Origin of the sequence: Bifidobacterium sp. M0399 (assembly GCF_016100595.1) — a bacterium.
Taxonomy (GTDB): domain Bacteria; phylum Actinomycetota; class Actinomycetes; order Actinomycetales; family Bifidobacteriaceae; genus Bombiscardovia; species Bombiscardovia polysaccharolytica.
This window is the reverse complement of sequence record NZ_JACFSD010000002.1, coordinates 55,833-80,748: the sequence shown is the minus strand read 5'-3', so window position 1 is coordinate 80,748 and position 24,916 is coordinate 55,833. Positions and strand designations below refer to the sequence as shown.

Annotated in this window: 29 protein-coding genes; 28 read left to right on the top strand and 1 reads right to left on the bottom strand. The window is 60.3% G+C overall.

The features are described from left to right. Positions 1 to 8 precede the first annotated feature (8 nt). From rplV to H3V09_RS04900, 21 genes are all read left to right on the top strand, one after another. Positions 9 to 368, top strand: a complete 360-nt coding sequence (gene rplV / locus H3V09_RS05000) for a 50S ribosomal protein L22 (protein WP_015022354.1) — start codon at positions 9 to 11, stop codon at positions 366 to 368. Beyond that, positions 368 to 1,213 carry a 30S ribosomal protein S3 gene (rpsC, locus tag H3V09_RS04995; protein WP_029678066.1) on the top strand — a complete coding sequence of 282 codons (846 nt, stop codon included), beginning with the start codon at positions 368 to 370 and terminating at the stop codon, positions 1,211 to 1,213. Before rplV ends, rpsC begins: the two co-directional genes overlap by 1 nt. 3 nt (positions 1,214 to 1,216) lie before the next feature. Continuing rightward, positions 1,217 to 1,636 (top strand): 50S ribosomal protein L16, encoded by a 420-nt coding sequence (gene rplP / locus H3V09_RS04990; protein ID WP_015022352.1) that lies wholly within the window; start codon positions 1,217 to 1,219, stop codon positions 1,634 to 1,636. Beyond that, positions 1,636 to 1,899, top strand: a complete 264-nt coding sequence (rpmC, locus tag H3V09_RS04985) for a 50S ribosomal protein L29 (RefSeq protein ID WP_015022351.1) — start codon at positions 1,636 to 1,638, stop codon at positions 1,897 to 1,899. Before rplP ends, rpmC begins: the two co-directional genes overlap by 1 nt. A 2-nt stretch (positions 1,900 to 1,901) precedes the next feature. Next, positions 1,902 to 2,168 (top strand): 30S ribosomal protein S17, encoded by a 267-nt coding sequence (gene rpsQ, locus H3V09_RS04980; protein ID WP_015022350.1) that lies wholly within the window; start codon positions 1,902 to 1,904, stop codon positions 2,166 to 2,168. A 79-nt stretch (positions 2,169 to 2,247) separates the two neighbouring features. Next, positions 2,248 to 2,616: a 50S ribosomal protein L14 gene (gene rplN / locus H3V09_RS04975; RefSeq protein ID WP_015022349.1), complete on the top strand. Its 369-nt coding sequence runs from the start codon at positions 2,248 to 2,250 to the stop codon at positions 2,614 to 2,616. 1 nt (position 2,617) lies between these two features. Continuing rightward, on the top strand, positions 2,618 to 2,953 hold the full coding sequence (gene rplX, locus H3V09_RS04970; protein ID WP_015022348.1) for a 50S ribosomal protein L24: 336 nt from the start codon (positions 2,618 to 2,620) through the stop codon (positions 2,951 to 2,953). After that, positions 2,950 to 3,522, top strand: coding sequence for a 50S ribosomal protein L5 (gene rplE / locus H3V09_RS04965; protein ID WP_121913604.1), 573 nt, complete (start codon positions 2,950 to 2,952; stop codon positions 3,520 to 3,522). Before rplX ends, rplE begins: the two co-directional genes overlap by 4 nt. Position 3,523: 1 nt before the next feature. Then, positions 3,524 to 3,709 (top strand): type Z 30S ribosomal protein S14, encoded by a 186-nt coding sequence (locus H3V09_RS04960; RefSeq protein ID WP_015022346.1) that lies wholly within the window; start codon positions 3,524 to 3,526, stop codon positions 3,707 to 3,709. 80 nt (positions 3,710 to 3,789) lie between these two features. Next, positions 3,790 to 4,188, top strand: coding sequence for a 30S ribosomal protein S8 (rpsH, locus tag H3V09_RS04955; protein WP_024626787.1), 399 nt, complete (start codon positions 3,790 to 3,792; stop codon positions 4,186 to 4,188). Between the two features lie 16 nt (positions 4,189 to 4,204). Next, positions 4,205 to 4,744 (top strand): 50S ribosomal protein L6, encoded by a 540-nt coding sequence (rplF, locus tag H3V09_RS04950; RefSeq protein WP_046323303.1) that lies wholly within the window; start codon positions 4,205 to 4,207, stop codon positions 4,742 to 4,744. A gap of 1 nt (position 4,745) precedes the next feature. Beyond that, the gene (gene rplR, locus H3V09_RS04945) at positions 4,746 to 5,117 is read left to right on the top strand and encodes a 50S ribosomal protein L18 (protein ID WP_015022343.1); all 372 of its coding nucleotides are present in this window, start codon (positions 4,746 to 4,748) and stop codon (positions 5,115 to 5,117) included. Next, positions 5,114 to 5,875 (top strand): 30S ribosomal protein S5, encoded by a 762-nt coding sequence (gene rpsE / locus H3V09_RS04940; protein WP_024626785.1) that lies wholly within the window; start codon positions 5,114 to 5,116, stop codon positions 5,873 to 5,875. Before rplR ends, rpsE begins: the two co-directional genes overlap by 4 nt. Next, positions 5,875 to 6,060 carry a 50S ribosomal protein L30 gene (gene rpmD / locus H3V09_RS04935; RefSeq protein ID WP_198191387.1) on the top strand — a complete coding sequence of 62 codons (186 nt, stop codon included), beginning with the start codon at positions 5,875 to 5,877 and terminating at the stop codon, positions 6,058 to 6,060. The genes rpsE and rpmD overlap by 1 nt, the downstream gene beginning before the upstream one ends. 2 nt (positions 6,061 to 6,062) lie before the next feature. Continuing rightward, positions 6,063 to 6,527, top strand: a complete 465-nt coding sequence (rplO, locus tag H3V09_RS04930) for a 50S ribosomal protein L15 (RefSeq protein ID WP_198191388.1) — start codon at positions 6,063 to 6,065, stop codon at positions 6,525 to 6,527. 185 nt (positions 6,528 to 6,712) lie between these two features. Further along, the gene (secY, locus tag H3V09_RS04925) at positions 6,713 to 8,041 is read left to right on the top strand and encodes a preprotein translocase subunit SecY (RefSeq protein ID WP_110413369.1); all 1,329 of its coding nucleotides are present in this window, start codon (positions 6,713 to 6,715) and stop codon (positions 8,039 to 8,041) included. Between the two features lie 249 nt (positions 8,042 to 8,290). After that, complete coding sequence (locus H3V09_RS04920) at positions 8,291 to 8,863, top strand: adenylate kinase (protein ID WP_121913602.1); 573 nt, start codon at positions 8,291 to 8,293, stop codon at positions 8,861 to 8,863. 312 nt (positions 8,864 to 9,175) lie between these two features. Further along, positions 9,176 to 10,981, top strand: coding sequence for an ABC transporter ATP-binding protein (locus H3V09_RS04915; protein ID WP_332468232.1), 1,806 nt, complete (start codon positions 9,176 to 9,178; stop codon positions 10,979 to 10,981). Beyond that, on the top strand, positions 10,974 to 12,986 hold the full coding sequence (locus tag H3V09_RS04910) for an ABC transporter ATP-binding protein (RefSeq protein WP_198191389.1): 2,013 nt from the start codon (positions 10,974 to 10,976) through the stop codon (positions 12,984 to 12,986). Before H3V09_RS04915 ends, H3V09_RS04910 begins: the two co-directional genes overlap by 8 nt. A 255-nt stretch (positions 12,987 to 13,241) precedes the next feature. Next, entirely contained in the window at positions 13,242 to 16,601 is a 3,360-nt protein-coding gene (locus H3V09_RS04905; RefSeq protein WP_232339468.1) for a DUF5107 domain-containing protein, read from the top strand. Further along, positions 16,598 to 19,276, top strand: coding sequence for a glycoside hydrolase family 2 TIM barrel-domain containing protein (locus H3V09_RS04900; RefSeq protein ID WP_198191391.1), 2,679 nt, complete (start codon positions 16,598 to 16,600; stop codon positions 19,274 to 19,276). Before H3V09_RS04905 ends, H3V09_RS04900 begins: the two co-directional genes overlap by 4 nt. 67 nt (positions 19,277 to 19,343) lie before the next feature. Here the strand turns inward: H3V09_RS04900 and gdhA are convergent, their stop codons facing one another. Beyond that, positions 19,344 to 20,690, bottom strand: coding sequence for an NADP-specific glutamate dehydrogenase (gene gdhA, locus H3V09_RS04895; RefSeq protein ID WP_198191392.1), 1,347 nt, complete (start codon positions 20,688 to 20,690; stop codon positions 19,344 to 19,346). A gap of 383 nt (positions 20,691 to 21,073) precedes the next feature. Here gdhA and H3V09_RS04890 point away from each other — a divergent pair, with 383 nt between their 5' ends. From H3V09_RS04890 to rplQ, 7 genes are all read left to right on the top strand, one after another. After that, positions 21,074 to 21,535 (top strand): Hsp20/alpha crystallin family protein, encoded by a 462-nt coding sequence (locus H3V09_RS04890; protein ID WP_198191393.1) that lies wholly within the window; start codon positions 21,074 to 21,076, stop codon positions 21,533 to 21,535. A gap of 184 nt (positions 21,536 to 21,719) precedes the next feature. Further along, positions 21,720 to 21,938, top strand: a complete 219-nt coding sequence (gene infA / locus H3V09_RS04885; protein WP_015022331.1) for a translation initiation factor IF-1 — start codon at positions 21,720 to 21,722, stop codon at positions 21,936 to 21,938. Between the two features lie 25 nt (positions 21,939 to 21,963). After that, the gene (rpmJ, locus tag H3V09_RS04880; protein ID WP_015022330.1) at positions 21,964 to 22,077 is read left to right on the top strand and encodes a 50S ribosomal protein L36; all 114 of its coding nucleotides are present in this window, start codon (positions 21,964 to 21,966) and stop codon (positions 22,075 to 22,077) included. A gap of 132 nt (positions 22,078 to 22,209) precedes the next feature. Next, complete coding sequence (gene rpsM, locus H3V09_RS04875) at positions 22,210 to 22,587, top strand: 30S ribosomal protein S13 (RefSeq protein WP_015022329.1); 378 nt, start codon at positions 22,210 to 22,212, stop codon at positions 22,585 to 22,587. Between the two features lie 87 nt (positions 22,588 to 22,674). Then, positions 22,675 to 23,073, top strand: coding sequence for a 30S ribosomal protein S11 (gene rpsK / locus H3V09_RS04870; RefSeq protein WP_015022328.1), 399 nt, complete (start codon positions 22,675 to 22,677; stop codon positions 23,071 to 23,073). A 75-nt stretch (positions 23,074 to 23,148) separates the two neighbouring features. Then, the gene (locus tag H3V09_RS04865; protein WP_015022327.1) at positions 23,149 to 24,144 is read left to right on the top strand and encodes a DNA-directed RNA polymerase subunit alpha; all 996 of its coding nucleotides are present in this window, start codon (positions 23,149 to 23,151) and stop codon (positions 24,142 to 24,144) included. Positions 24,145 to 24,270: 126 nt separating this feature from the next. Further along, a complete protein-coding gene (gene rplQ / locus H3V09_RS04860; protein WP_046323293.1) occupies positions 24,271 to 24,915 on the top strand; it encodes a 50S ribosomal protein L17 in 645 nt (214 codons plus the stop codon). The last annotated feature ends 1 nt before the right edge of the window (position 24,916 follow it).

Below are 24,916 nucleotides of genomic sequence, written 5' to 3'. Positions count from 1 at the left end.
AGAGACACATGGAAGCTAAGGCAATTGCACGTCACGTTCGCGTGACGCCTCGCAAGGCTCGCCGCGTCGTCGACCTCATCCGAGGCAAGCAGGCGACCGAGGCCGTGACCATTCTGAAGTTCGCCCCCCAGGACGCGGCCGTTCCGGTCCGCAAGTGCCTGGAGAGCGCCATCGCCAATGCGCGTGTCAAGGCGGACAAGGCCAACCAGCCCTTCCGCGAGAACGAGCTGGTGGTTCGGGAGACCTACGTGGACGAGGGCACCACTTTGAAGCGGTTCCGCGCCCGCGCCCAGGGTCGTGCTGCCCGCATCAACAAGCGGACCAGCCACATCACCGTCGTGGTGGCCGACAAGGAAGGAGCCCGATAATGGGGCAGAAGATCAACCCGTTTGGGTACCGACTCGGCATCACCGAGGAGCACCGCAGCAAGTGGTACTCCGACTCCAACAAGGCGGGGGAGCGTTACAGCGACTTCGTTCTTGAGGACGACAAGATCCGCAAGGAGATGAACAAGGATCTGGAGCGCGCAGGCGTCTCCAAGATCGTCATCGAGCGGACCCGTGACCGTGTGCGCGTCGATATCCATACCGCCCGGCCAGGCATCGTCATTGGTCGTCGTGGAGCAGAGGCCGAGCGCGTGCGCGCCAAGCTGGAGAAGATTACCGGCAAGCAGGTCCAGCTGAACATCTTCGAGGTCAAGAACGCCTCCATCGATGCCCAGTTGGTGGCTCAGGGCATCGCCGAGCAGCTGACCAACCGCGTCACCTTCCGCCGTGCCATGCGAAAGGCTCAGCAGGATGCCATGCGGGCCGGTGCCAAGGGCATCAGGATCAAGCTTTCCGGCCGCCTGGGCGGAGCCGAGATGAGCCGTTCGGAGTTCTACCGTGAGGGCCGTGTGCCCCTGCAGACTCTGCGCGCCCTGATCGACTACGGCTTCTTCGAGGCCAGGACCACCTACGGACGTATCGGCGTCAAGGTCTGGATCTACAAGGGCGACATGACCGAGCGTCAGTTCGAGGAGCAGCAGGCTCAGCAGAACAACCGCCCCGGTCGGCGTGGCGATCGTCGTCCTCGCCGTGGGGTCCGTCCCTCCGAGGGACGCACCCGCCGTGAGCAGGATGCAGCCAAGCAGAACAGCGGTGTGGCCGCGCCGCCGGCGGCAGCTCAGGAGCAGACCGCCTCGGCCCCCGTCGCAACCGAAGCAAAGGAGTGAGCCGTGCTTATCCCAAAGAGGACTAAATACCGCAAGCAACATCGTCCGGGCCGTTCGGGCATGTCCAAGGGCGGCAACGAGATCGCTTTCGGCGATTACGGCATCCAGGCTCTGGCTCCGGCCTACCTGACCAACCGGCAGATCGAGGCGGCCCGTATCGCCATGACCCGGTACATCAAGCGTGGCGGCCGCGTCTGGATCACGGTCTTCCCGGATCGTCCCCTGACCAAGCACGCCCTGGGATCCCGAATGGGTTCTGGCAAGGGTGCACCTGAGTTCTGGGTGGCCAACGTCCGTCCTGGCCGGGTGCTCTTCGAGATTGGCGGCGTGAGCGAGGATGTGGCCCGCGAGGCCCTTCGCCGCGCTACTGACAAGCTTCCCATGAAGTGCCGGATTATTGCACGTGAAGGCGGTGACATCTGATGTCAGTCGGAACAGCCGAGTATTCCATCAAGAATCTGAATGAAAAGACCAATGCGGAGATCGAGGATTTCCTGAAGAAGTCCAAGGAAGAGCTGTTCAACCTGCGCTTCCAGTCGGCCACCGGTCAGCTGGAGAACACCTCCCGCCTCAAGGCCGTCAAGCACGACATCGCCAGGATGTACACCGTCCTGCGTGAGCGCGAGCTGGGCATCAGCCAGGAGCCCGCCGAAGCAAAGGCCGAGAGCAAAGCTGAGGAGAAGTAAGCATGGCAGACAAGCAGGAGCGCAACTTCCGCAAGGTTCGCAGCGGCTACGTCGTGTCCGACAAGATGGACAAGACCATCACCGTAGAGCTGGAGCAGCGTTCGACCCACCCCCTGTACGGCAAGGTCGTCCGCAGCAACCGCAAGGTCAAGGCCCATGATGAGAAGAACGAGGCCCATGTGGGCGACTTCGTGAGTATCATGGAGACCCGTCCTCTGAGCAAGACCAAGCGCTGGCGTCTCGACTCCATCGTCGAGCGCGCCAAGTAACAAGTTCGGCCAGGCTCCGCATTTCATCCCGCCCTGGCGCGGGGTGTCTGCGGAGAACCAGCGCGGCTAAGGAGAATCAATGATTCAGCAGGAATCGCGGCTTCAGGTCGCCGACAACACGGGTGCCAAGGAGATCCTGGCCATCCGCGTGCTCGGCGGGTCGAAGCGACGCTATGCCGGCATTGGCGATGTGATCGTCGCCACCGTCAAGGATGCCATTCCCGGCGGGTCGGTCAAGAAGGGCGAGGTCGTCAAGGCGGTTGTCGTCCGTACCGTAAAGGAGCACCGTCGCCATGACGGCTCCTACATCAAGTTCGACGAGAACGCGGCGGTCATCCTCGGCACCGGTCGTGAGCCCCGCGGCACTCGTATCTTCGGACCGGTCGGTCGTGAGCTGCGCGACAAGCGCTTCATGAAGATCGTGTCCCTGGCACCGGAGGTGATCTGAAGTGGTAGCCAAAATCAAGACAGGCGACCAGGTCAAGGTCATCCGCGGCAAGGATCGCGGCAAGGAGGGCAAGGTTCTGCGGATTCTGCCCAATGACCGCCTGATCGTCGAGGGTATTCAGATCGTCAAGAAGCATGTGCGGGCCACCCAGCAGGGTCAGGAGTCGGGCATTGTCCCGACCGAGGCGCCCATCCATCGCTCCAATGTGATGGTCATCGACCCGGAGACCAAGAAGCCGACTCGCATCGGCGTGAACATCAAGGAGGAGGCGCGTGACGGCAAGGTCAAGGTCGTGCGCACCCGCTTCGCCAAGAAGTCAGGCAAGGAGCTGTCATGAGCGATACCACCGTTGAAGCACCGGCAGTCCCTCGTTTGCTGCAGCAGTACCGCGAGAACATCGTGCCCGAGATGGAGAAGGAGTTCAAGTTCTCCAACCCCATGCAGGTGCCCAGGATCGAGAAGGTCGTGGTCTCCATGGGCGTGGGTGCCGCGGCACGCGACTCCAAACTGATCGAGGGTGCAGTCAAGGATCTGACGGCCATCACCGGCCAGAAGCCCAAGATCACCAAGGCCAAGAAGTCCGTGGCGCAGTTCCACCTGCGTGAGGGACAGGTCATCGGCGCTTTCGCCACCCTGCGTGGCGTGCGCATGTGGGAGTTCCTGGATCGACTGCTGACCCTGGCTCTGCCCCGCATCCGCGACTTCCGCGGCATCAGCGACCGTCAGTTTGACGGCCAGGGCAATTACAACTTCGGTCTCACGGAGCAGTCCATGTTCCACGAGATCGATCCTGATCAGATCGATCACCAGCGTGGTATGGATATCACAGTGGTGACCTCCACCAAGAACGATCAGGAGGCCCGGGCGCTGCTCAAGCAGCTGGGCTTCCCCTTCAAGGAGAACTGATATGGCAAAAACCGCTCTGAGAAACAAGGCGGCACGCAAGCCGAAGTTCAAGGTGCGTGGCTACACGCGCTGCCAGGTCTGCGGTCGTCCTCATTCCGTCTATCGCAAGTTCGGCCTGTGCCGCATCTGCCTTCGTGAGAAGGCTCATCGTGGCGAGCTGCCGGGTGTGACGAAGTCCAGTTGGTAAAGATCGACGCTGAAGGTCCGCGGTCGAGGCAGATTGCTGCCCGGCGGCGGAAACCACGGCGAGGAAGGGCATAAGCCCACATGACAATGACAGATCCCATCGCAGACATGCTGACACGTCTGCGTAATGCGAGTGCGGCCAAGCATGAAACAGTCGACATGCCGTACTCCAAGTTCAAGGCGAATATCGCGCAGATTCTCAAGCGCGAAGGCTTTATCGCCGATTACCGCGCCAAGGAGGCGCGCGTCGGGCAGGATCTGGAGATCACGCTCAAGTACGGTCCCGATGGACGCCAGTCCATTCAGGGAATCAAGCGTGTCTCCAAGCCCGGTCTGCGCCGTTATGCCAAATCGGATTCCCTGCCCATGCCGCTGGGCGGGCTGGGAATCGCCATCATCTCGACCAGCTCGGGACTGATGACCCAGAAGGAATGCCTCGACAGGGGCATCGGCGGCGAAATCGTCGCCTACGTATGGTGAGAAAGGAGAGCTGAACATGGCATCGCATATTGGTAAGCTCCCCATCGCCGTTCCGGCAGGTGTGGAGGTGGCCTTCAAGGGCCAGGAATTCACCGCGAAGGGTCCCAAGGGCTCCGACGGGTGCACGCTGCCCGAGGGCATCACCGGCAAAGTCGAGGGTAATGAGATCATCATGACCCCCGCCGACGAGGACCGCACCACCAAGGCCAAGCATGGCCTGAGCCGCTCAATTGTGGCATCCATGGTCGAGGGCGTCTCCAAGGGCTACAGCAAGCACCTGCAGATCGTCGGCACAGGCTACCGAGTGGTTGCTAAGGGTAAGTCCCTGGAGTTCTCGCTGGGCTACTCGCATACCATCACTGTCGACCCCCCGGAGGGCATCACCTTCGAGACACCGAACGCCAACGAAGTGGTCGTCTCCGGCATCGATAAGCAGGCTGTCGGCCAGGCTGCGGCCAACATCCGCGCCCTGCGTGCTCCCGAGCCTTACAAGGGCAAGGGCATCAAATACGCCGACGAGCACATCCTGCGCAAGGCTGGAAAGGCTGGTAAGTGATATGACGGTCTCGATACTAGGCAAAGGCAAGAAGATCGCCCGTCTGCGCCGCCATGCCCGTCTGCGCAAGCATGTATCCGGCACGGCAGAGCGTCCCCGTCTGGTGGTCACACGGACCAACCGCAACATGATCGCCCAGATCGTCGACGACACCAGGGGCGTCACCCTGGTCAGCGAGTCGACCATGGCTTCGGACTACGGCTCCTTCAAGGGCACCAAGACCGAGGCCGCCCGCAAGGTGGGCGAGCAGATCGCGGCCAAGGCAAAGAAGGCTGGCATCACCACCGTGGTCTTCGACCGTGGTGGCAACAAGTACCACGGAAGGGTCGCAGCGGTTGCGGAAGGCGCCCGTGAGGGAGGTTTGGCACTGTGAGCGACAACGAAACGACAAAGGAAACAACCCAGGTGACTGAAGATTCCACAAACGCTCAGTCCAGCCAGGGTGGCAGAAGGGACCGGAACGACCGGAACGATGATCGCCGCGGCGGTCGTCGGGGCGGCTCCCGTGACGGCCGTAGGGACGGCCGTCGTGGTCGCCGCGACCGCGACGAGCGTGACGACATGCTCGACAGGGTCGTGACCATCAACCGTGTCTCCAAGGTCCACAAGGGCGGCCGAACCTTCAGCTTCGCGGCTCTGGTGGTCGTGGGCGACGGCAAGGGCACCGTGGGTGTTGGCTACGGCAAGTCCCGTGAGGTCCCCGCAGCTATCTCCAAAGGTCAGCTGGACGCCAAGAAGCACATGTTCACTGTTCCCCGCATCCGCGGAACCGTAACCCATCCGGTGATCGGCCACGATGCAGCCGGAACGGTTCTCCTGCGGCCTGCAGCCCCAGGAACCGGCGTCATCGCCGGTGGTCCGGTTCGCGCCGTCCTGGAGTGCGCAGGCATCACCGACATTCTGAGCAAGTCCATGGGCTCGGCCACAGCCGTCAACATGGTGCGGGCCACTGTAGCTGCCCTGAAGCAGCTGGAGGAGCCTGAGGAGATCGCGGCACGCCGCGGCCTGCCCCTGGAGGAGGTCGCCCCTGACTCCCTCTTGCGCGCACGTGCCGCCGGCATCGCCGACGAGCGCAAGGAGCGCGAAGAGGCCAAGGCCAAGGCTGACGAGCAGTCGAAGGCAGGTGAGTGATGACCAAGCAGATCAAGATCACCCTGGTCAAGGGCGTGGCTCATGCCACCAACCGCCAGAAGGAGAACGTCAGGTCTCTGGGCCTTCACAAGATCGGCCAGACAGTCCTGCGTGAGGACACCCCCGTCTACCGGGGGATGGCCGACAAGGTCCGCCACCTGGTGAACGTAGAGGAGGCAGACTGATTATGGCCAGCGAGAAGCAAGAGCCCACCATCCTGCAGATGCATGACCTGCGTCCTGCTCCGGGTGCCAAGCGTGAGCGCATCCGTGTGGGTCGCGGCGAGGGTTCCAAGGGCAAGACCTCCGGTCGTGGCACCAAGGGCACCAAGGCACGCTACCAAGTCCGTCCGGGCTTTGAAGGCGGCCAGCTGCCCCTGTACATGCGGTTGCCCAAGCTGCGTGGGTTCAGGAGTCCCTTCAAGAAGGAGTACCAGGTGGTCAACCTGGGTGCTCTGGAAGGACTCTTCCCCAACGGCGGCGAGGTCACTGTCGAGGATCTGGTCAACAAGGGAGCGGTCCGCAAGGGCCACCCCGTCAAGGTCTTGGGTGATGGCGATGTCAAGGCTGCTTTCACCCTCAAGGGCGTAAAGGCCTCGACCTCGGCCAAAAGCAAGATAGAAGCCGCAGGCGGGTCCGTCTCTGAGGACTGACACTCATAGGGGACAGACCGCAAGGCAGATGATTCCGGCCCTCCCCGCTCCAAGCGGGCGAGGGCCGGAATTCGTTTCCGGCCAGGTTGCCGTCGGGATTTGACGGAGCCATCGGTTAAGCTGGTCGGAGCAATAAGGTGCGATGCACCGGGACCAACGCGTGGGCGCGTAGGGAGGGAACTTAGGTGAGGACGTTAATCCAGGCCTTCAAGACCAAGGAGTTGAGGAAGAAAATCCTCTTTGTTCTTGGCATCATCATCATCTATCGCATCGGGTCGTTCATACCTACCCCAGGTGTGGATTATCCTGCCGTGCAGAAGTGCATCACCACAGCCGGCAATGAGGACTTCATCGGCCTGGTCAACCTGTTCTCGGGCGGGGCTCTGCTGCAGCTGTCCATCTTCGCGCTAGGCATCATGCCCTACATCACCGCATCCATCGTGGTGCAGCTGCTGCGTGTGGTCATTCCACGCTTTGAAGCTCTGCACAAGGAGGGTCAGTCCGGCGAGGCCAAGCTGACCGAGTACACCAGGTATCTGACCATCGGCCTGGCGGTGCTGCAGTCCACCACTATTCTGGTCACTGCCCGCAACGGCGCGCTCTTCAACGGGGCATGCCAGCAACAGGTCATCCCTGACAGCTCGGTCTGGAACCTGGTGGTCATGGTCCTGATCATGACCGGCGGCACAGGCCTGATCATGTGGATGGCCGAGCTGATTACTGACAAGGGCATTGGCAACGGTATGTCCGTCCTGATCTTCATCTCCATCTGCTCTGGCTTCCTGCCTCAGCTCTGGAACATCGGCTGGGGCACCAACGGCAAGAACGGCGACTGGGTCAAGTTCGGCATCGTTGTGACTGTCTTGGTGGTCATTCTGATACTGGTGGACTATGTTGAGCTGGCTCAGCGCCGCATACCCGTCCAGTACACCCGCCGGATGATCGGTCGCAAGATGTATGGCGGATCCTCAACCTATCTGCCACTCAAGATCAATATGTCAGGCGTGATTCCTCCTATCTTCGCCTCATCCATTCTGGCTATTCCCACCCTCATCGCCCAGTTCGGCAAGCCTGAACAGAGCTGGGTCAAGTGGATTGATGCCAACATGGCCAACACCACCTCGGTGTGGTACATCGTGCTCTACTCGGTCATGATCGTCTTCTTCTGCTTCTTCTACACTTCCATCACCTTCAACCCCGATGAGACGGCCGACAACATGAAGGAGTACGGCGGTTTCATCCCCGGTATCAGGGCCGGACGCGCCACCAGCCGGTACCTGTCATACGTGATGAATCGGCTGAATACAGTCGGCGCCATCTATCTGCTTTTCGTGGCGCTGATACCCACGGTGCTGATCATGTTGCTGAAGATCAACTCCAAGTTGCCCTTCGGCGGCACCACCATCCTGATTATCGCCGGCGTCGGCCTGGACACCCTGCGTCAGGCCAGGGCCCAGACCGAGCAGTTCCAGTACACTGGTTTCCTGCTGGAGGGCGACCACAAGGAAGGCTGACCCTAACTTAAGCACCTGCAAGTGCTGTCAGATTAAAACAAATGAAGGTCCGGCCCTGGCCCTTGGTGGCAAGGGGCCGGATTCTTTTTGTGTCGCGGGAAGACAGTTTGCATGGGTTCAGTAAGTGGAACCTGTATTGGGTCGGGTAGCCGCTAGCATACGTAAATGAGGGTTCTGCCCGGCAAAGACGGCTAAGGCCGTCCGGGACCAAAGAGTCAAGAACATAGAACATCGAGCAAAGGATAGGGAATGGCACAGCGACTGTTGATCATGGGACCTCAAGGTGTTGGCAAGGGCACGCAAGCGGCCTTGCTCAGCAAGCATTACGGGATTCCGGCCATCTCCACCGGCGACATTTTCCGATACAACCTGAAGAACGGAACTGAGCTGGGCAAGCAGGCCAAGGTCTACACCGACAAGGGTGAGCTGGTTCCAGACGAGCTGACCAATAAGATCGTCAAGGACCGTCTTGGCATGGACGACGCCGCCCAGGGCTGGATTCTGGACGGCTACCCCCGTTCGGCTTCCCAGGTCGAGGCCCTGGACAAGATGCTCAAAGAGCTTGACACTCCGCTGACGGCTGTGGTGGCCTTGGACGCCGACCATGACGTGCTTATGCAGCGCATCGCCAAGCGGGCCAAGGAAGAGGGGCGAGCAGACGATACCCCCGAGGCCATCGCCAAGCGTCTGGATATCTATGCCAAGGAGACCGCACCCCTGCTGAACACCTATAAGTCCCGTGGCCTTCTGGTCGCAGTGGATGGTCAGGGAGCGGTCGAGCAGATATCCAAGGAGATTATCGCGCAGCTGGACAAGCGCTAATTCATAGCCGTCAGGCGAAAGGGTTGTCGCCAGCTGAATCAACCGTAAGAAGGCCTTGTTCAGAACACACTGGCACAGCTCGCTGCTAAGACTAACCCAAGCATAGAAGCTGCATGGCCCCAGGGGGCTTGACAGCTTCTTTTTGTGGAGGGCGGAAATCCCCGCACGTCCGCCCAACTCTGGCGGAGAGGATGATAGCCTAGTTGCATTCAGACCCTCTTCCGGGGGGTATTGTATGTCGGTGATTGGCCGTAAAAGATAGAGAAATCAAGAGAAACAGAAGAGGTCCACTTGAAGGGGTCTACGGCATCCGTGGTCAGATCGGATAAACAGGAACCAGCGCGTCCGAAGCACACCATCCGAACCATTCTGCGCTCACTGCGCGAATACCGGAAGGCCAGTTTTCTAGCTCCAGCCTTCGTCTTTCTGGAGAGCGTCCTTGAAATTGTGATTCCGACCATCATGGCCTCCCTGATCGACCAAGGAGTCTCGGGGAGGTCCATGCCGGCCATCTTCAAATTCGGGTTGATATTGCTGGCCTGCTCGGCCGTCTCCCTGTTCTCCGGGTTCATGTCCGGGCGGTATGCGGCCATCGCCTCTTCCGGCCTGGCCAAGAATGTCCGCAGCGACCTCTTCGCCAAGGTGCAGTCCTTCAGCTTCACCAACATCGACCGCTTCTCTACCGGCTCCATCATCACCAGATTGACCACCGATGTGACCAATTTGCAGAACGCCTATCAGATGGTCATCAGGGTCGGGGTCAGGGCGCCGATCATGGTTATCGTCGCCTGGCTCTTTTCTTATAAGATCTCCAGGCCCATATCCCTGGTCTTCCTGATCGCCATCCCCATCCTGGGCTTCGGGCTGATCGGTCTGTCCCTGCTGGTGCACCCCATCTTTGAGCGGGTCTTCCACACCTACGACCACCTCAACAATGTGGTGGACGAGAATCTTCAGGGCATCAGAGTGGTCAAGTCCTACAACCGGGAAGACTACGAGGAGCGCAAATTCAACGGTATTTCTCTGGCCATCTACCGGGCCTTCTGCAAGGCCGAGAGAATCATGAGCCTGAACCCAGCGCTGTTGAACTTCTGCATCTACGCCTCTCTGCTGGTCATATCCTGGATGGGTGCCTCCCAGATCGTGGCATCCGGGAACAATGCGGCCCTGGGACTGACCACGGGCGATCTGACTGCCTTGGTCACCTATGCCATCCAGATCATGATGGCCATGAACATGGTCTCCATGATCGTGGTCATGGTCGTCATCTCCCAGGCCTCGGCGGAGCGCATTTGCCAGGTGTTGGACGAGGTCAGCACCGTGCATGATCCCGCCAAGCCGGTTATGAAGGTGGCCGACGGCTCCATAAGCTTCCAGGATGTGACCTTCCGCTACTCGGATCGGTCCGAACGTCCCGTTCTGAGCCATATCAATCTGGACGTTCCCTCGGGATCGACCCTGGGCATCGTGGGCGGGACCGGCTCCTCCAAGTCCAGCCTGGTCCAGCTCATACCCCGTCTCTACGACGTGACCGAAGGGTCTCTCCAGGTGGGCGGGGTGGATGTGCGCCAGTACGACCTGACCGTCCTGCGCGACCAGGTGGCCATGGTGCTTCAGAAGAATGTCCTCTTCACCGGGACCATCGCCGAGAACCTGCGCTGGGGCAATCCTGATGCTTCGGACGAAGATCTGGTGCGCGCCTGCACTCTGGCCCAGGCTGACGGTTTCGTGCGGGAGTTTCCCGATGGGTATCAGACCTACCTGGATGAGGGCGGCACCAACCTCTCTGGTGGTCAGCGACAGCGTCTGTGCATAGCACGTGCCCTTCTGAAGAAACCTGACATCCTGATTCTGGATGACTCAACCAGCGCCGTGGACACCAAGACCGACCAGCTGATCCGCCGGGCCTTCAGCCAGGAGATTCCCGATACCACCAAGATCATCATCTCCCAGCGTCTGGCCTCTGTGGAGGACGCTGACATGATCGTGGTCCTGGAAGAGGGCAGGATTCTCGACAAGGGCACCCACCAGGAGCTTCTGCGAACATGTCAGGAGTACCGATCCATCTACGAATCACAGACCAGGAACCAGAGCGAGGAGGACAAGGACCATGAGTGACGGATCATTCAAGGACCGCAAGCCCCGCTTGGACAAGGCCGCGCCGGGGACGACCCGTCGCATCTTCAGCTACTTGCTGGCCTACCGCTGGCAGCTGGTGGTGATCGTAGTCTGCATCATTGTCAGCGCCGGGGCCCAAGCCGCATCGGCCTTCTTCCTTCAGCCACTGATCGATCACTACATCCTGCCGCTGGTCGGGGCCGCCAACCCTGACTGGGGACCGCTGATGAGAACCCTGATCCTGATGGGCTGCCTCTATGCGGTGGGGACCTTCTGCTCCTGGTTCTGGAACTGGCTGATTGTCAAGGTGGAACAGGGCACATTGAAAACCATCCGCGACCAGATGTTCGCCCACCAGCAGGAGCTGCCCATCGGCTTTTTCGACACCCATGAGCACGGCGACACCATGAGCCGCTACACCAACGACACGGATACCCTCCGCCAGGCCATCTCCCAGTCCTTCCCGCAGATGGTCTCCTCGGTTTTGTCCGCCCTGGCAGCCTTGATCTCCATGCTCTGGCTCTCCATTCCCTTCACCGTCCTGACCCTGGTCTTTGCGGCGGTCCTGATTGTGGTGGTCCGGGTTCTGGTCACCCGAAGCGGCCGGTACTTCGTTCACCAGCAGCGCTATCTGGGCCAGGTGAACGCCTTCGTTGAAGAGGCCGTCAACGGGCAGAAGGTCATCAAGGTCTTCAACCACGAGAATGCCACCGCCAAGGTCTTCGAAGCGCGGAATGAGGAGCTCTTCCAGGCCTCGGCCCAGGCCAACACCTACGGCAATGTCACCATGCCGGTCGTGGGCAACATGGGCTACCTGCTCTATGTCATTCTGGCAATCGTAGGCGGGCTGGCCGGCATCGCGGGCATGGGCAACGTAGGACTGACCGGGGCAGGGCCGCTGACCCTGGGAACCATCGTCTCCCTTCTGACCCTATCCCGCTCCTTCATAAACCCCATCGGCCAGGTCTCCATGCAGTTCAACATGGTCATGATGGCCCTGGCAGGCGCCTCCCGGATTTTCGACCTGATGGACCAGCCCGTCGAGTCCGACCAGGGTACGGTCAGATTGGTCAGCGTCGAACTGGCCTCGGACGGCCGGACCATGACCCCAGTCGACCACGAAACAGGGCACTGGGCCTGGAAGCGCGAGGCCGACGACGATGGCAGGCGCTCGCTGGAGGCCGCCATGAAGCTTCCCGGCGATGCCCGAGATGTGGCCCTGAAGGCCAAGGATCAGGCCATCACCTCGCCTGACGGACGATACACCCTCCTCCAAGGGGATGTGCGATTCACCGACGTCAGCTTCGGGTATGACCCGAGCAAGCCTGTCCTGCACGACATCACCTGGTTCGCCAAGCCCGGGCAGAAGGTGGCGCTGGTCGGCGCAACTGGTGCTGGCAAGACCACAATCACCAACCTGATCAACCGCTTCTACGACATCCAGCAGGGGCAGATCCTCTATGACGGGATCGATGTGAGGAACATCCGCAAGCCTGACCTCCGCCGTTCCCTGGGCATCGTCCTTCAGGATGTCAACCTCTTCACCGGCACAGTCCTGGACAACATCCGCTACGGACGTTTGGATGCCACTGACCAGGAGTGTATCGAAGCCGCCAGGATGACCAACGCTGACAGCTTCATCCGCATGCTTCCCCAGGGCTACCAGACCGTTCTTGAGGGGGATGGAAGCGGACTGTCCCAGGGTCAACGCCAGCTGATCTCCATTGCCAGGGCGGCTGTGGCGGATCCCCCGGCCATGATCCTGGACGAAGCCACTTCCTCAATCGACACCAGGACCGAGGAGGTGGTCCAGCAGGGCATGGACGCGTTGATGCGCGGCCGGACGGTCTTCGTCATTGCCCACAGGCTCTCCACGGTTCGCAACTCTGATGTGATCATGGTCCTGGACCATGGGCGAATCATCGAGCGCGGCAATCACGATGAGCTGATAGCCAAGCATGGCGAGTACTACCAGCTCTACACCGGAGCCTTGGAACTGGAGTAGGGCTCTCCAGGATTGCCAAAGGCATGATCCAGCATTAAGCGACGTTAGTGTAGGGGGTCGGTCCGCGATGGGCCGACCCCTTTCCTATATATGCATTCGACCATTTTCTGCAGTCGTCCCGAGTTCGACAACTGCTGGCGCAGTAGCAATTTTTTAATATTATCAAACAATTTATACAGTTCTGAGGGCCAATTCCGACTATAGACTGAGAGCAAATATATACAGTTTTGCTGAGCAGACAAGGGGCTGATGACCATGGGCGTCACAGTAAAGGTCGAAAAGCTTACGATTCCCACTTACGGGATCGGAAAACCGGATAAGAATCCGCAATTTATCGAAAATCGAGTCTATCAGGGCTCTTCGGGACGTGTCTATCCTTACCCGGTCATCGAGACCATCTCGGATGAATGCAAGGATCAGGACTACAAGGCGGTCATCCTGGAGAATGAATACCTGGAGGTGACCGTCCTGCCTGAGCTAGGCGGACGCATTCAGTATGCTCGGGACAAGACCAACGACTATGACTTCGTCTACCGCAACCGGGTCATCAAGCCTGCTCTGGTAGGCCTGACCGGCCCTTGGATTTCAGGGGGCATCGAGTTCAACTGGCCGCAGCACCACCGGCCCAGCACCTTCCTTCCGGTGGACTGCACGTTGAAGGACCTGCCGGACGGCGGCAAAGCTGTGGTATGCCATGATACCGACCGCATCTACGGCACCCAGGTCACCACCACCATCGCCCTGCATCCCGGGGTCAGCGTCATTGAAATCTCGGCCCGGCTCTACAACGGCACGCCCCTGCCCCAATCCTTCCTCTGGTGGGTCAACCCAGCCGTGGCGGTCAATGAGCACACCAGGACCGTCATGCCACCCGATGTCACTGCAGTCATGGACCATGGCAAACGCGACGTTTCCCGCTATCCCATCGCCACGGGAACTTACTACAAGCACGACTACTCCCAAGGAGTGGACATCAGCCGTTACAAGAATGTGCCGGTACCGACCTCATACATGGCGGCGCATTCGGACTATGACTTCGTTGGCGGCTACGATTTCTCCCGGCAGGCGGGCATTCTGCACGTGGCTGACCATCACATCTCCCCAGGCAAAAAGCAGTGGACCTGGGGCTGTGGGGACTTCGGCCACGCCTGGGATCGGAATCTGACCGATGCCGACGGCCCCTACGTGGAGCTGATGACCGGGGTCTTCACCGACAACCAGCCTGACTTCACCTGGCTCAAGCCATACGAAGGCAAGACCTTCACCCAGTACTTCATGCCCTACAAGCAGGTTGGGTTGGTCAAGAACGCCAGCGTGGATGCGGCCCTGAATCTGGAAGTCGGCCCCGAGCAGACCTTCGGAGCTGCCGGCGAGCATGAGGGGATCGAGGCCCAGGGGCTGAAGGCCGGGCAGGGGCGAGTCACTGTCTACGCCACACGGGTTCAAAAGGATGCGCGCGTCCAGGTCGCTGCCGATGACGGATCCATCCTTTACCAGTGGCAGGGCACCCTTGGACCCGACAAGCAAGTCAGGGCCGAATTCGAGACAGGCAATCGTCCGACTACTTCATTGACAGCGCGAGTGGAGGACGCTCAAGGACGGCTCCTGGTCAGCTATCGTCCGCAGCCACCCGCCGGAGGCAAGATTCCCGAGCCGGCGCAGGCCGCCGATCAGCCGGAACGTATCGCCACCAACGAGGAGCTGCTGCTGACCGGACTGCACCTGGAACAGTACCGCCATGCCACCTACAGGCCTGATCCTTACTACTTGGAGGGGCTCAAGCGTGACCCCGGCGATGCGCGCATCAACAACGCCTACGGCCGACTTCTGCTTCGACGCGGCGACTTCGCCGGAGCCGAGCAGCACTTCCGCACAGCCATCAAGCGGTTGACCTGGCGCAACAGTCAGCCTTATGACTCCGAGGCCCATTACAATCTGGGTCTCGCCTTGAGCTATCAAGGACGAATAGACGAGGCCTATGATGCCTTCTATAAGGCCACCTGGGATGATGCCCAAAAGGAAGGGGCCTTCTTCTGCCTGTCCTGCATCGCTGCATGTCGCGGCCAGTTGCAGCAGGCATTGGACTTCGTCCAGCGCTCTTTGACCCGCAACACCGACAATATTCGGGCTCGCGGGCTCAAGGCCTATCTGCTGCGTCGGCTGGGCAGGCAGGATCAGGCGGACCAAGTGGTGCGCGAGAACCTGGCCCTCGATCGGTTCGACTTCGTATCCGGATACGAGCGGGTCTTGGCAGGCGGCGATCCGGACGAGCTGTTCAAACTGATGCGCGGGGATTACCTCAACCTCCTGCGAGCGGCCCGTGGCTACGCGGCATTCGGCGCCTATGAGGAGGCGCTGCAACTGCTGGGCCAGGCCGATCAGCATCAGCCCATGGTCCGGTACTATCAAGGCTGGTATCTGCACCTGCTTGGGAGGAAGGATCAGGCTCTTGAAGCCTTCCAAGCCGCCGAGGCCGCGCCTTCGGACTACTGTTTCCCCAATTCCCTGGATGATATAGCTCCCTTGCGGATGGCCATGGACACGGTCGATGGTCCCAAAGCAGCCTATTATCTGGGCTGTCTCTACTACGACAAGTCTCTGACGGACCGGGCCATCGAGCTTTGGGAGCATTCCCGGCAGCTGGATCCCGACTTCGCCACTGTTCACCGCAACCTGGCCATTGCCTACGGCAACAAGCGACACGATTGGCAGGCCGCCGACCGGGAAATCGAGACCGCCTACCGGTTGGATCCCGAAGACGCCCGGGTCTTTCTGGAGCGGGATCAGCTTCATAGGCTGATGGGCTGGAGCTTTGCCCGTCGGCTGACGGAATTTGCAAATCATCCGGAGGTTGTGGCCCACAGGGACGATCTCTATATTGAATACCTGAGCCTGCTCAACCAAACTGGCGGCTACGAACGGGCCTATCAGCTCATGAGCAGCCGGCGCTTCCACCCCTGGGAGGGCGGCGAGGGCAAAATCACCGCCCAATACCGAATCTCGCTGAAGCTAATGGCCAAGGATGCCATGGCGGTCCAGGACTGGGACCGTGCTGCGGACCTGCTGGAGCGAGCCATGACCTATCCGGAGAACCTGGGCGAAGGCAAACTGGAAGGTCAGAAGGACAACGATCTTCACTACTACCTGGGGTTGGTCAGGCGAGCAGCAGGAGACAAGGACGCTGCGGATCAGGAGTTCCATCTGGCCTGCCTGGGTTCCGGGCAGGTGGGGGAGTCGCTCTACTACAACGACCAGCCTGCCGAGATGGTCCTCTTCCAAGGGCTGGCCCACCAGGCTCTTGGCGAGCAGGGTCCGGCCAACGCCTGCTACTACCGGCTGCTGGACTTTGGCGAGCAGCATTTGGACGACCATGTGGAGAAGGACTACTTCGCAGTCTCCCTTCCCGACTTCCTGACCTTTGATGCGGACTACACCCGTATGAACCGGGTTCATTGCCTCTACCTGATGGCACTGGCACGCATCGGCATAGGGCAGATCGACCAGGCGCGGGAGTGCCTGAAACAGGTGCTGGAACTGGATGCCGGCCATATTCAGGCCGGGTTGTTCACTGATGAATTGGACCACAGGGCAATTCTTACCGGGAGGAAAGCATGATCAAGGTTGCATTGACGGGAGCCTGGCGGGTTCAGTCCCCATCTGAGCTGCAGGGAACCGTCCTGTTGCCGGGCACGCTGGACACCAACGGACTCGGACACGATGATCAGGAGCTGTCTGATGACTATGGCAGCGGCAAGCCCGGCCCCATCGGCTCTCGGCTGACCAGGCGGCACACCTTTGAGGGGAAGGTCAGGCTGTCCCGACAAATCAGATGGTCTCCACAGCCGGGGCGAAGGGTCTTCTTCGAGGTGGAGCGCGCTCGCCGCCTAGAGGTCAGGGTGGGAGAACGCCTGGTCGAGCCCTATCGTCCTCAGACCTTGAATACGCCGCATGTCTTCGAGCTGACCGGACTGCTGACGGGCAATGACCTGCTGCAGGTGGATTCCGACAACGCCTACCAGGGCATGCCTCACGACGCCATTGTGGATTCCTCGACCGCCACTGACCACACCCAGACCAACTGGAACGGGCTTCTCGGAAACATTGGTCTGCGTGTGGAGGAGGACACTTTTGTAGATAGCATTCGTGCCTACCCCCATGGCGATGCGCTGACCGTAGAGGCTGATGTGGATTCGCGCCAAGGATTCCATGGTCGCTTGAGGCTCTCTTCCGATGCACTGGCCCAGCCTCTGGAGGTCGCTGCAGACCTGGAACCTGGGCGGCGAACACTGACCTTGCCCGATCTTCCGCTTGATGCCCATGCGGATCGCTGGGACGAATACCAGGGCTGTCTTCATGGCATGGCAATCGAGCTCCTGCCACCGGACGGATCCAAGGTGCTATCGCGGGTAAGTACGGACTTCGGTATCCGTGACTTCGCAGCCGATGAGCAGGGGAGACTGGCTCTGAACGGCAGGGCCTTCTTCCTGCGAGGCGAGGCCAATTGCGCTGAGTTTCCCCAGACTGGTTTCCCGCCCATGGACGTGGGCTCCTGGATTCGTATTCTGGAGGCCTACCGGTCATACGGAGTGAATGTAGTCCGCTTCCACTCGCACTGCCCGCCCGAGGCAGCCTTCATCGCGGCGGACCGGATGGGGATGATGATGCAGCCCGAGCTCTCGCACTGGGACTGCCATCATGCCTTCCAGGAGGATGTCAGTTATCGCTACTATCGCACCGAACTGGAGCAGACGCTGCTCTTCCTGGCCAACCATCCCTCCTTTGTCATGCTCACCCTGGGCAACGAGCTGTCTGCGGATGCGACCGGCCACCAGCGCATGGCTCAGCTTATCGAGGATGCCCGGAGCATTGACGACACCCGGCTCTACGCCAATTCGTCCAACCCGCACTATGGACAGCTGGGCAGTGATGACTGCAACGAGGTCTATACCTCCGAGTCCTACAAGGGCCACGACCTGCGCTGCTGCTTCGCAAACATGCGCGGATCCACCAACGCTGCTCATCCGGGCACTGCCCACAATTTCGAGGACTCCATGCAGGCAGTCCGCAAAGAGTGCAAGGTGCCGGTCTATGGTTTCGAGGTCGGCCAGTATGAGGTGTTGCCGGACTTCCGAGAGATCGAGGAGTTCACAGGGGTCACCCGCCCTGACAATTACGCAATGATCCGTGACAGGGTCCGTGAATCGGGCCTGGACCAGCGCACCTGGCTGGAATGGGTGGCCGCTACAGGCGAACTGTCGCGGATCTGTTACCGGGAGGAGGTGGAGTCCGTCCTGCGAACCCCTTCCATGTCGGGACTTTCGCTGCTGGGTCTGCAGGACTTTCCCGGACAGGGCACGGCTCTGGTGGGCATGATGGATGCCCATCTGCACCCCAAGCGATTTCCCTTCGCCCGTCCTGAACGCTTCCGGTCCTTCTTCACCGACCAGTTGCCGCTGGCAGTCATGGATCGCTATGCCTATACCAGCCAGGAGAAGCTCTCAGGGACGGTCAAAGTGGCCAACTACGGCCGACGCACGCTGCAGGGTGATCTTCGGCTGCAGTTGCAGGGCCAGGGGGTTGATTTGGAGCGTGTCTTCCCTCAGATTACCTGTCCGGTGGGCAAGCTGACCGATCTTGGAGCCTTCGAACTGCCTCTGGATGGCGTTGAAGGCAACCAACGCTGCCGTCTGAGTTTGGAGATCGACGGCGTGACCAATGTCTATCCGGTCTGGGTCTACCGGGACAGCAAGCCTGAACGGCCAGGCGGTCTGTACGAGGCCAGGAGGTTTGACCACCAGGCGCGTCGGGTCCTGGACCAGGGAGGCACAGTCTATCTGAGTCCTGACTCCACGGCACAGTCCCTGCCCAGATCCGTTCAGGCCCATTTCTCCACGGACTTCTGGTCAGTGGGGACATTCAAGGACCAGAGCGGCACCATGGGGCAGTTCATTCAAGCCGACCACCCTATTTTTGCCGATTTTCCGACCGACTCGCATACTGACTGGCAGTGGTGGCCCATGGCCACCCAGCGGGCCATCATCCTGCCTGAGCGCTACCAATCCATCATCACTGAGATGGACAGCTACGCCTACCTGCGACCCATGACACAGCTGCTGGAATGCCGTTGCGGTAAGGGCCGGCTTCTGCTCTCCTCCATGGGCCTGCAGAATCTGACCGAATATCCGGAGGCTCAGGCCCTTCAGACCAGCATCTATCGGTATCTGGGCTCCAAGGACTTCAACCCGCGTCAGAGTATTGATCCCGAGGTCATCGACCAGCTGGTCGCCTAAGTCAGGGGTCCGACCTGCAATTTCAGCGGGTCGGACCCCTTATGTTCAAATGGTCTAAGTCCTATTCTCAGAGGATGCCTTGGGCCACCATGGCATCGGCCACCTTGGTGAAGCCGGCCACATTGGCGCCCAGCATCAGGTCGCCCTCATGCCCGTATTCCTTGGAGGCCAGGTAGGACTTTTGGAAGATTCCAGTCATAATGTCCTTGAGCCGCTGGTCCACCTCGTCGAAGGTCCACTGCAGGCGCAGGGAGTTCTGGCTCATCTCCAGACCGGAGACTGCGACGCCGCCGGCATTGGCGGCCTTGGCAGGTCCGTAGAGCACCTTGTTGTCCTGATAGACCTGGATGGCTTCGGGGGTGGATGGCATGTTGGAGCCCTCGCAGACTACGGTGCACCCGTTGGCGACCAGGGTCTTTGCGGATTCCTCGTCGATTTCGTTCTGTGTTGCGCTGGGCAGGGCGATGTCGCAGGGCACGGTCCAAACTCCCTTGCAGCCCTCGTGGTACTCAGCGGAGTTTACGCGGTCTGCATACTCGCGAATTCGGCCGCGGTGACCCAGCTTGATGTCCTTGACGACGTCGAGGTCAATTCCGTTGGGGTCGTAGACGTATCCGTTGGAGTCGGATGCCGTCACCACCTTGGCGCCCAGTTGTTGGGCTTTTTCGATGGCGAAGATGGCCACATTGCCCGAGCCGGAGATGACGACGGTCTTACCCTGGAAGGAATCCTTGCGCAGCGTCTGCAGGGCCTCCTGGGTGTAGTAGCACAGGCCATAGCCTGTGGCCTCGGTCCTGGCCAGGGAGCCGCCGAAGGTCAGGTCCTTGCCGGTCAGCACACCCGAGTACTCGTCGTGCATTCTCTTGTACTGACCGAACAGGTAGCCGATCTCGCGGGATCCCACGTTGATGTCGCCGGCGGGCACGTCGGTGAACTGCCCGATGTGGCGCTGCAACTCAGTCATGAAGGCCTGGCAGAAGCGCATGACTTCGGCATCCGAGCGGCCCCTGGGGTCGAAGTCGGATCCGCCCTTGGCACCGCCCATGGGCAGTCCGGTCAGCGAATTCTTCAGGATCTGCTCGAAGCCCAGGAACTTGATGACCGACTCGGTCACGGTCGGGTGGAAGCGCAGGCCGCCCTTGTAGGGGCCGATTGCCGAATTGAATTGGATCCGGTAACCGCGGTTGACCTGAACATGGCCCTGATCGTCGGTCCAGGCCACACGGAACTTGACTGCACGCTCAGGCTCGACCAGGCGCTCCAGCACGCCGTTGGCCTCATACTCGGGATGCCGCTCCACCACGGGCTCCAGGCTGGAGAAGACTTCACGCACAGCCTGCAGGAATTCCGGCTGGTCGCCGTCGCGCTTCTCAACCTGCTGGTAGACGCGCTTGATGTATTCGTTGGTGAGCATCTGAGCTCCTTTGACTAGGAATGGCCGGTCCGTCCGGTCCACATACGATTGGGTCCGCCCTCAAGAGCCTACGGGGGCTGGCGGAATCTTATCCCATGGTAAATGCCTCAAAGTTACGTCACAAGAATTTTGGCCCGTAATGTCTAACATGTGGTCATTCAAGGCCCGAAGAATGAGAGAACAAAGAAGAGTAATCAAGTCCGCTAGCAAAAGTTGAGTCTCCGCGACTCAACTTTTATTCCTTGGGTGAACATCGGGCATGGAACCCGGGGCCCGTGGTTTGGACAAAGTGAAGGGCAGGGAGCCCGGGAGGACAGGTCAGGATGTCCGTCTGGGGTTCCGGTCCGCAGGAACGATGACTTAGAGAATCAGGAGATGTGATTATGGCTATGTTTCCCGCATTGATGAACAATTCGATCTTCGGCGACTTCTTCGACGATCCCTTCTTCAACAACTGGCGTGACGGGCGTCGGCAGGGTCAGAGCGCCAAGAACGCGCTGAACAGCCCCTTGATGAACACGGATGTGCGTGAGAAGGACGGGCAGTACCAGCTCTCCATCGACATGCCTGGCTTTGACAAGAAGGACATCGGCCTGCGTCTTGAGGACGGCTACCTGATTGTATCCGCGCAGAAGAACAGCGACCAGGGCGACAAGGACGATCAGGGCCGTTGGATTCGGCGCGAGCGTTACACCGGGTCCTGCTCCCGCAGCTTCTATGTGGGCGATAAGGTCCACCAGGAGGACATCCATGCTCACTACGCCAATGGCACACTCGAGGTGACCCTGCCCAAGACCAGCATCGAGCCGGCTGACAACACGCAGAACATCGCCATTGAGGACTGAGGGATTCGGGTCCTTATCGGACCGCCTGAACGACTGCTATACTGATTGAGCGACAGCCGTTCAGACGGCCCTTTTGTCGTGTCAACACGCTATTGCCCAATTTTGGGTCCATCAATGCTATACTTACCATTTGGCGTGTCTTTCGGCGCGCCGTGTAACCGGCCGAGGATCGGATAGAAGGCTTATGGCAAAAGATGGTGTGATCGAGGTGGAAGGGCGTGTGGTCGAGGCCCTCCCGAATGCGATGTTCCGCGTCGAGCTCGAGAACAAGCACCTGGTGCTGGCCACCATTTCCGGCAAGATGCGCAAGAATTACATCCGCATTCTGCCCCAGGATCGGGTGGTGCTCGAAATGAGTCCCTATGATCTGAACCGCGGACGGATTACGTACCGGTACAAGTAACAAGGTACACAAGCAAAGGAAAACCATGAAGGTCAGCCCTAGTGTGAAGAGAATCTGCGAGAACTGCCGCGTGATTCGTCGTCACGGCCGCGTCATGGTGATCTGCAAAAACCCACGCCACAAGCAGCGCCAGGGCTGAGCGGATTCCCAGCGGCAACGAACACCAAAGGCGCTGAGTCACAGCCGATAGGCTGAACCCCGGGTGCGCAGGCCCGGGCCGGGAGACCGGAAGACTCGGTGCACGACCTGCGTAGAGCAAAAAGGAATCGCAATGGCACGTCTTGCCGGAGTCGACATCCCCAACGAGAAGCGCATAGAGATAGCCCTCACCTACATCTTCGGTGTGGGGCGTACTCGCGCCAAGGAAACACTTGCCGCGACCGGAGTGAATCCGGACACCCGCGTCAAGGATCTCACGGACGAGCAGCTCATTACGCTGCGTGATTACCTCGAGGGAAACTACAAGATCGAGGGTGATCTGCGTCGTGAGATCGACGCTGATATTCGCCGTAAGATCCAAATCAATTGCTATCAGGGCCAGCGCCACCGCCGGGGTCTGCCCGTGCGCGGCCAGCGGACCAAGACCAACGCCCGCACCCGCAAGGGACCCAAGCGCACTGTCGCCGGAAAGAAGAAGGCGACCAAGTAAGGCTGAATGCGAAGCGGGGATGAGGGTCCCCGATGGTTCGCACTAGCAATTAGTTATTCGTTATTCGTGACAAGGAAACGAGGATCAATGGCAGCAGCAAAGCAGGCCGCGCGCAAGCCTCGTCGTCGGGATCGCAAGTCGGTTCCGGTCGGGCAGGCGCATATCAAGTCAACATTCAACAACACCATCATCTCTATCACCGATCCTTCCGGTGCTGTAGTGGCCTGGGCTTCGGGCGGCGACGTAGGCTTTAAGGGCTCCCGCAAGTCCACTCCTTACGCAGCGGGCATGGCCGCTGAATCCGCAGCCCGCAAGGCCATGGAGCATGGGGTCAAGAAGGTGGATGTCTTCGTCAAGGGCCCGGGTTCGGGCCGTGAGACCGCCATCCGCTCCCTGCAGTCCGCAGGTCTGGAGGTCGGTTCCATCTCGGATGTGACCCCACAGGCACACAATGGCGTTCGTCCTCCCAAGCGCCGTCGCGTCTGAGCACTAGAAAACCCATGAATCCACCCGCGAAGACCGGTGAGTGCACCACCGGTCGGAGCTGAAAGGATAGCAACAGTGCTTATTGCACAGCGTCCGACTCTTACTGAAGAAGTCGTCAATGCCCAGCGCTCCCGTTTTACCATCGAGCCCTTGGAGCCGGGATTCGGGTACACTCTGGGCAATTCCCTGCGTCGTACCCTGCTGAGTTCCATACCCGGTGCGGCTGTGACCTCGGTCCGCATCTCGGGTGCCCTGCACGAGTTCACCACGCTGCCCGGTGTGGAGGAGGACGTCACTGAGATCCTGCTCAACATCAAAGGCATCGTGCTGACCAGCGAATACGACGAGCCTGTGGTCATGTATTTGCGCAAGAGCGGCAAGGGCGAGGCCACAGCCGGGGATATCACCCCGCCGGCAGGCGTCACCGTGGCCAATCCTGATTTGCATATCGCGACCTTGGCCGAGGATGGCGAGTTGGAGATCGAGTTTACGGTGGAGCGTGGGCGTGGATACGTCCAGGCCCAGCTCAACAAGCAGGACAACGATGAGATCGGCCGCATCCCGGTTGATTCCATTTATTCTCCTGTGCTCAAGGTCAGCTACAAGGTCGAGGCCACCCGTGTCGAGCAGCGCACGGATTTCGACAAGCTGATCCTGGATGTGGAGACCAAGCCGGCTATTTCGCCGCGTGATGCAGTGGCGTCCGCTGGGTCGACCCTGGTCGAGCTCTTCGGACTCTGCCGCGAACTCAACACCCAGGCCGAGGGCGTAGAGGTCGGGCCCGAGCCTGTGGTGGAAGAAGCCGATCCGCAGATGTCTGTGCCGATTGAGGACCTGAACCTGACGCAGCGTTCCTACAACTGCCTCAAGCGCGAAGGAATCCATACCATCGGCGAGCTGGTCTCGCATACCGAGCAGGATCTGCTGGACATCCGGAACTTCGGCATGAAATCCATCGACGAGGTCAAGGAGAAGCTTGAGGGCATGGGGCTGTCGCTGAAGGCCTCTCCGCTGGGCTTCGACACTAATAATCTCGAGGGAGGCACCTTCTTCTCGCCTGACGACGAGTGAGGGATTGCAACCTTCGTATGAGCGGGCGAGGGGGAAGGGTTCCGTCGCCTGCTGACAGAAATTCCGGGAAGTCGGATGTTCGGGCGTATGCCCACCTGTCCTCCCGGGCCGTAAGGAGATAATCCAATGCCAAAACCTAGCAAGGGCCCACGTCTGGCCTCCAGCCCGGCGCACGAGCGGTTGATGCTGGCCAACATGGCCACCAGCCTCTTCGCCAACGGCCGCATCACGACCACCCTACCCAAGGCCAAGCGCCTGCGTCCGCTGGCTGAGCGGCTGATCACCTTCGCCAAGCGCGGGGATCTGCCTGCCCGCCGCCGCGTCATGCGCGTCATCCGCGACAAGTCTGTGGTCCATATCTTGTTCACGCAGATCGCTGAGCAAATGCAGCAGCGTGAGGGTGGCTACACACGAATCACCAAGATAGCGCCCCGCCGTGGAGACAACTCCCCACAGGCCGTGATCGAGCTGGTCACCGAGCCTCTGTCCGCCAAGAAGGCCGTGGTCAAGGAGGCTGAGTCCGCAGCCAAGGTGGCCGCCAAGGACGACAACGCCGAGGTGGCTGCCGCCACCGATGCTGCCGTCGCCGAAGGCGCAGCCAAGGATGCTGTCGACCAGGCCGTCGAAGCCAACGAGTCCGATCAGGACGTGGAACAGGCCGACCAGGCTGCAGAGGATCTGGAGCAGACCGCTGACAAGGCGGATCAGGCAGCAGCCCAGGCTGAGGAAGACGCCGACGTGGCTGAGGATGCCGAGAAGGCCGCTGAGTAAT

Excerpts from the sequence above, each read along its gene's own strand:
- rplV (WP_015022354.1), top strand. The coding sequence starts at position 9 with ATGGAAGCTAAGGCAATTGCACGTCACGTTCGCGTGACGCCTCGCAAG.
- rpsC (WP_029678066.1), top strand. The coding sequence starts at position 368 with ATGGGGCAGAAGATCAACCCGTTTGGGTACCGACTCGGCATCACCGAG.
- rpmC (WP_015022351.1), top strand. The coding sequence starts at position 1,636 with ATGTCAGTCGGAACAGCCGAGTATTCCATCAAGAATCTGAATGAAAAG.
- rpsQ (WP_015022350.1), top strand. The coding sequence starts at position 1,902 with ATGGCAGACAAGCAGGAGCGCAACTTCCGCAAGGTTCGCAGCGGCTAC.
- rplN (WP_015022349.1), top strand. The coding sequence starts at position 2,248 with ATGATTCAGCAGGAATCGCGGCTTCAGGTCGCCGACAACACGGGTGCC.
- rplE (WP_121913604.1), top strand. The coding sequence starts at position 2,950 with ATGAGCGATACCACCGTTGAAGCACCGGCAGTCCCTCGTTTGCTGCAG.
- H3V09_RS04960 (WP_015022346.1), top strand. The coding sequence starts at position 3,524 with ATGGCAAAAACCGCTCTGAGAAACAAGGCGGCACGCAAGCCGAAGTTC.
- rpsH (WP_024626787.1), top strand. The coding sequence starts at position 3,790 with ATGACAATGACAGATCCCATCGCAGACATGCTGACACGTCTGCGTAAT.
- rplF (WP_046323303.1), top strand. The coding sequence starts at position 4,205 with ATGGCATCGCATATTGGTAAGCTCCCCATCGCCGTTCCGGCAGGTGTG.
- rplR (WP_015022343.1), top strand. The coding sequence starts at position 4,746 with ATGACGGTCTCGATACTAGGCAAAGGCAAGAAGATCGCCCGTCTGCGC.
- rpmD (WP_198191387.1), top strand. The coding sequence starts at position 5,875 with ATGACCAAGCAGATCAAGATCACCCTGGTCAAGGGCGTGGCTCATGCC.
- rplO (WP_198191388.1), top strand. The coding sequence starts at position 6,063 with ATGGCCAGCGAGAAGCAAGAGCCCACCATCCTGCAGATGCATGACCTG.
- H3V09_RS04920 (WP_121913602.1), top strand. The coding sequence starts at position 8,291 with ATGGCACAGCGACTGTTGATCATGGGACCTCAAGGTGTTGGCAAGGGC.
- H3V09_RS04910 (WP_198191389.1), top strand. The coding sequence starts at position 10,974 with ATGAGTGACGGATCATTCAAGGACCGCAAGCCCCGCTTGGACAAGGCC.
- H3V09_RS04905 (WP_232339468.1), top strand. The coding sequence starts at position 13,242 with ATGGGCGTCACAGTAAAGGTCGAAAAGCTTACGATTCCCACTTACGGG.
- H3V09_RS04900 (WP_198191391.1), top strand. The coding sequence starts at position 16,598 with ATGATCAAGGTTGCATTGACGGGAGCCTGGCGGGTTCAGTCCCCATCT.
- gdhA (WP_198191392.1), bottom strand. The coding sequence starts at position 20,690 with ATGCTCACCAACGAATACATCAAGCGCGTCTACCAGCAGGTTGAGAAG.
- H3V09_RS04890 (WP_198191393.1), top strand. The coding sequence starts at position 21,074 with ATGGCTATGTTTCCCGCATTGATGAACAATTCGATCTTCGGCGACTTC.
- infA (WP_015022331.1), top strand. The coding sequence starts at position 21,720 with ATGGCAAAAGATGGTGTGATCGAGGTGGAAGGGCGTGTGGTCGAGGCC.
- rpmJ (WP_015022330.1), top strand. The coding sequence starts at position 21,964 with ATGAAGGTCAGCCCTAGTGTGAAGAGAATCTGCGAGAACTGCCGCGTG.
- rpsM (WP_015022329.1), top strand. The coding sequence starts at position 22,210 with ATGGCACGTCTTGCCGGAGTCGACATCCCCAACGAGAAGCGCATAGAG.
- rpsK (WP_015022328.1), top strand. The coding sequence starts at position 22,675 with ATGGCAGCAGCAAAGCAGGCCGCGCGCAAGCCTCGTCGTCGGGATCGC.
- rplQ (WP_046323293.1), top strand. The coding sequence starts at position 24,271 with ATGCCAAAACCTAGCAAGGGCCCACGTCTGGCCTCCAGCCCGGCGCAC.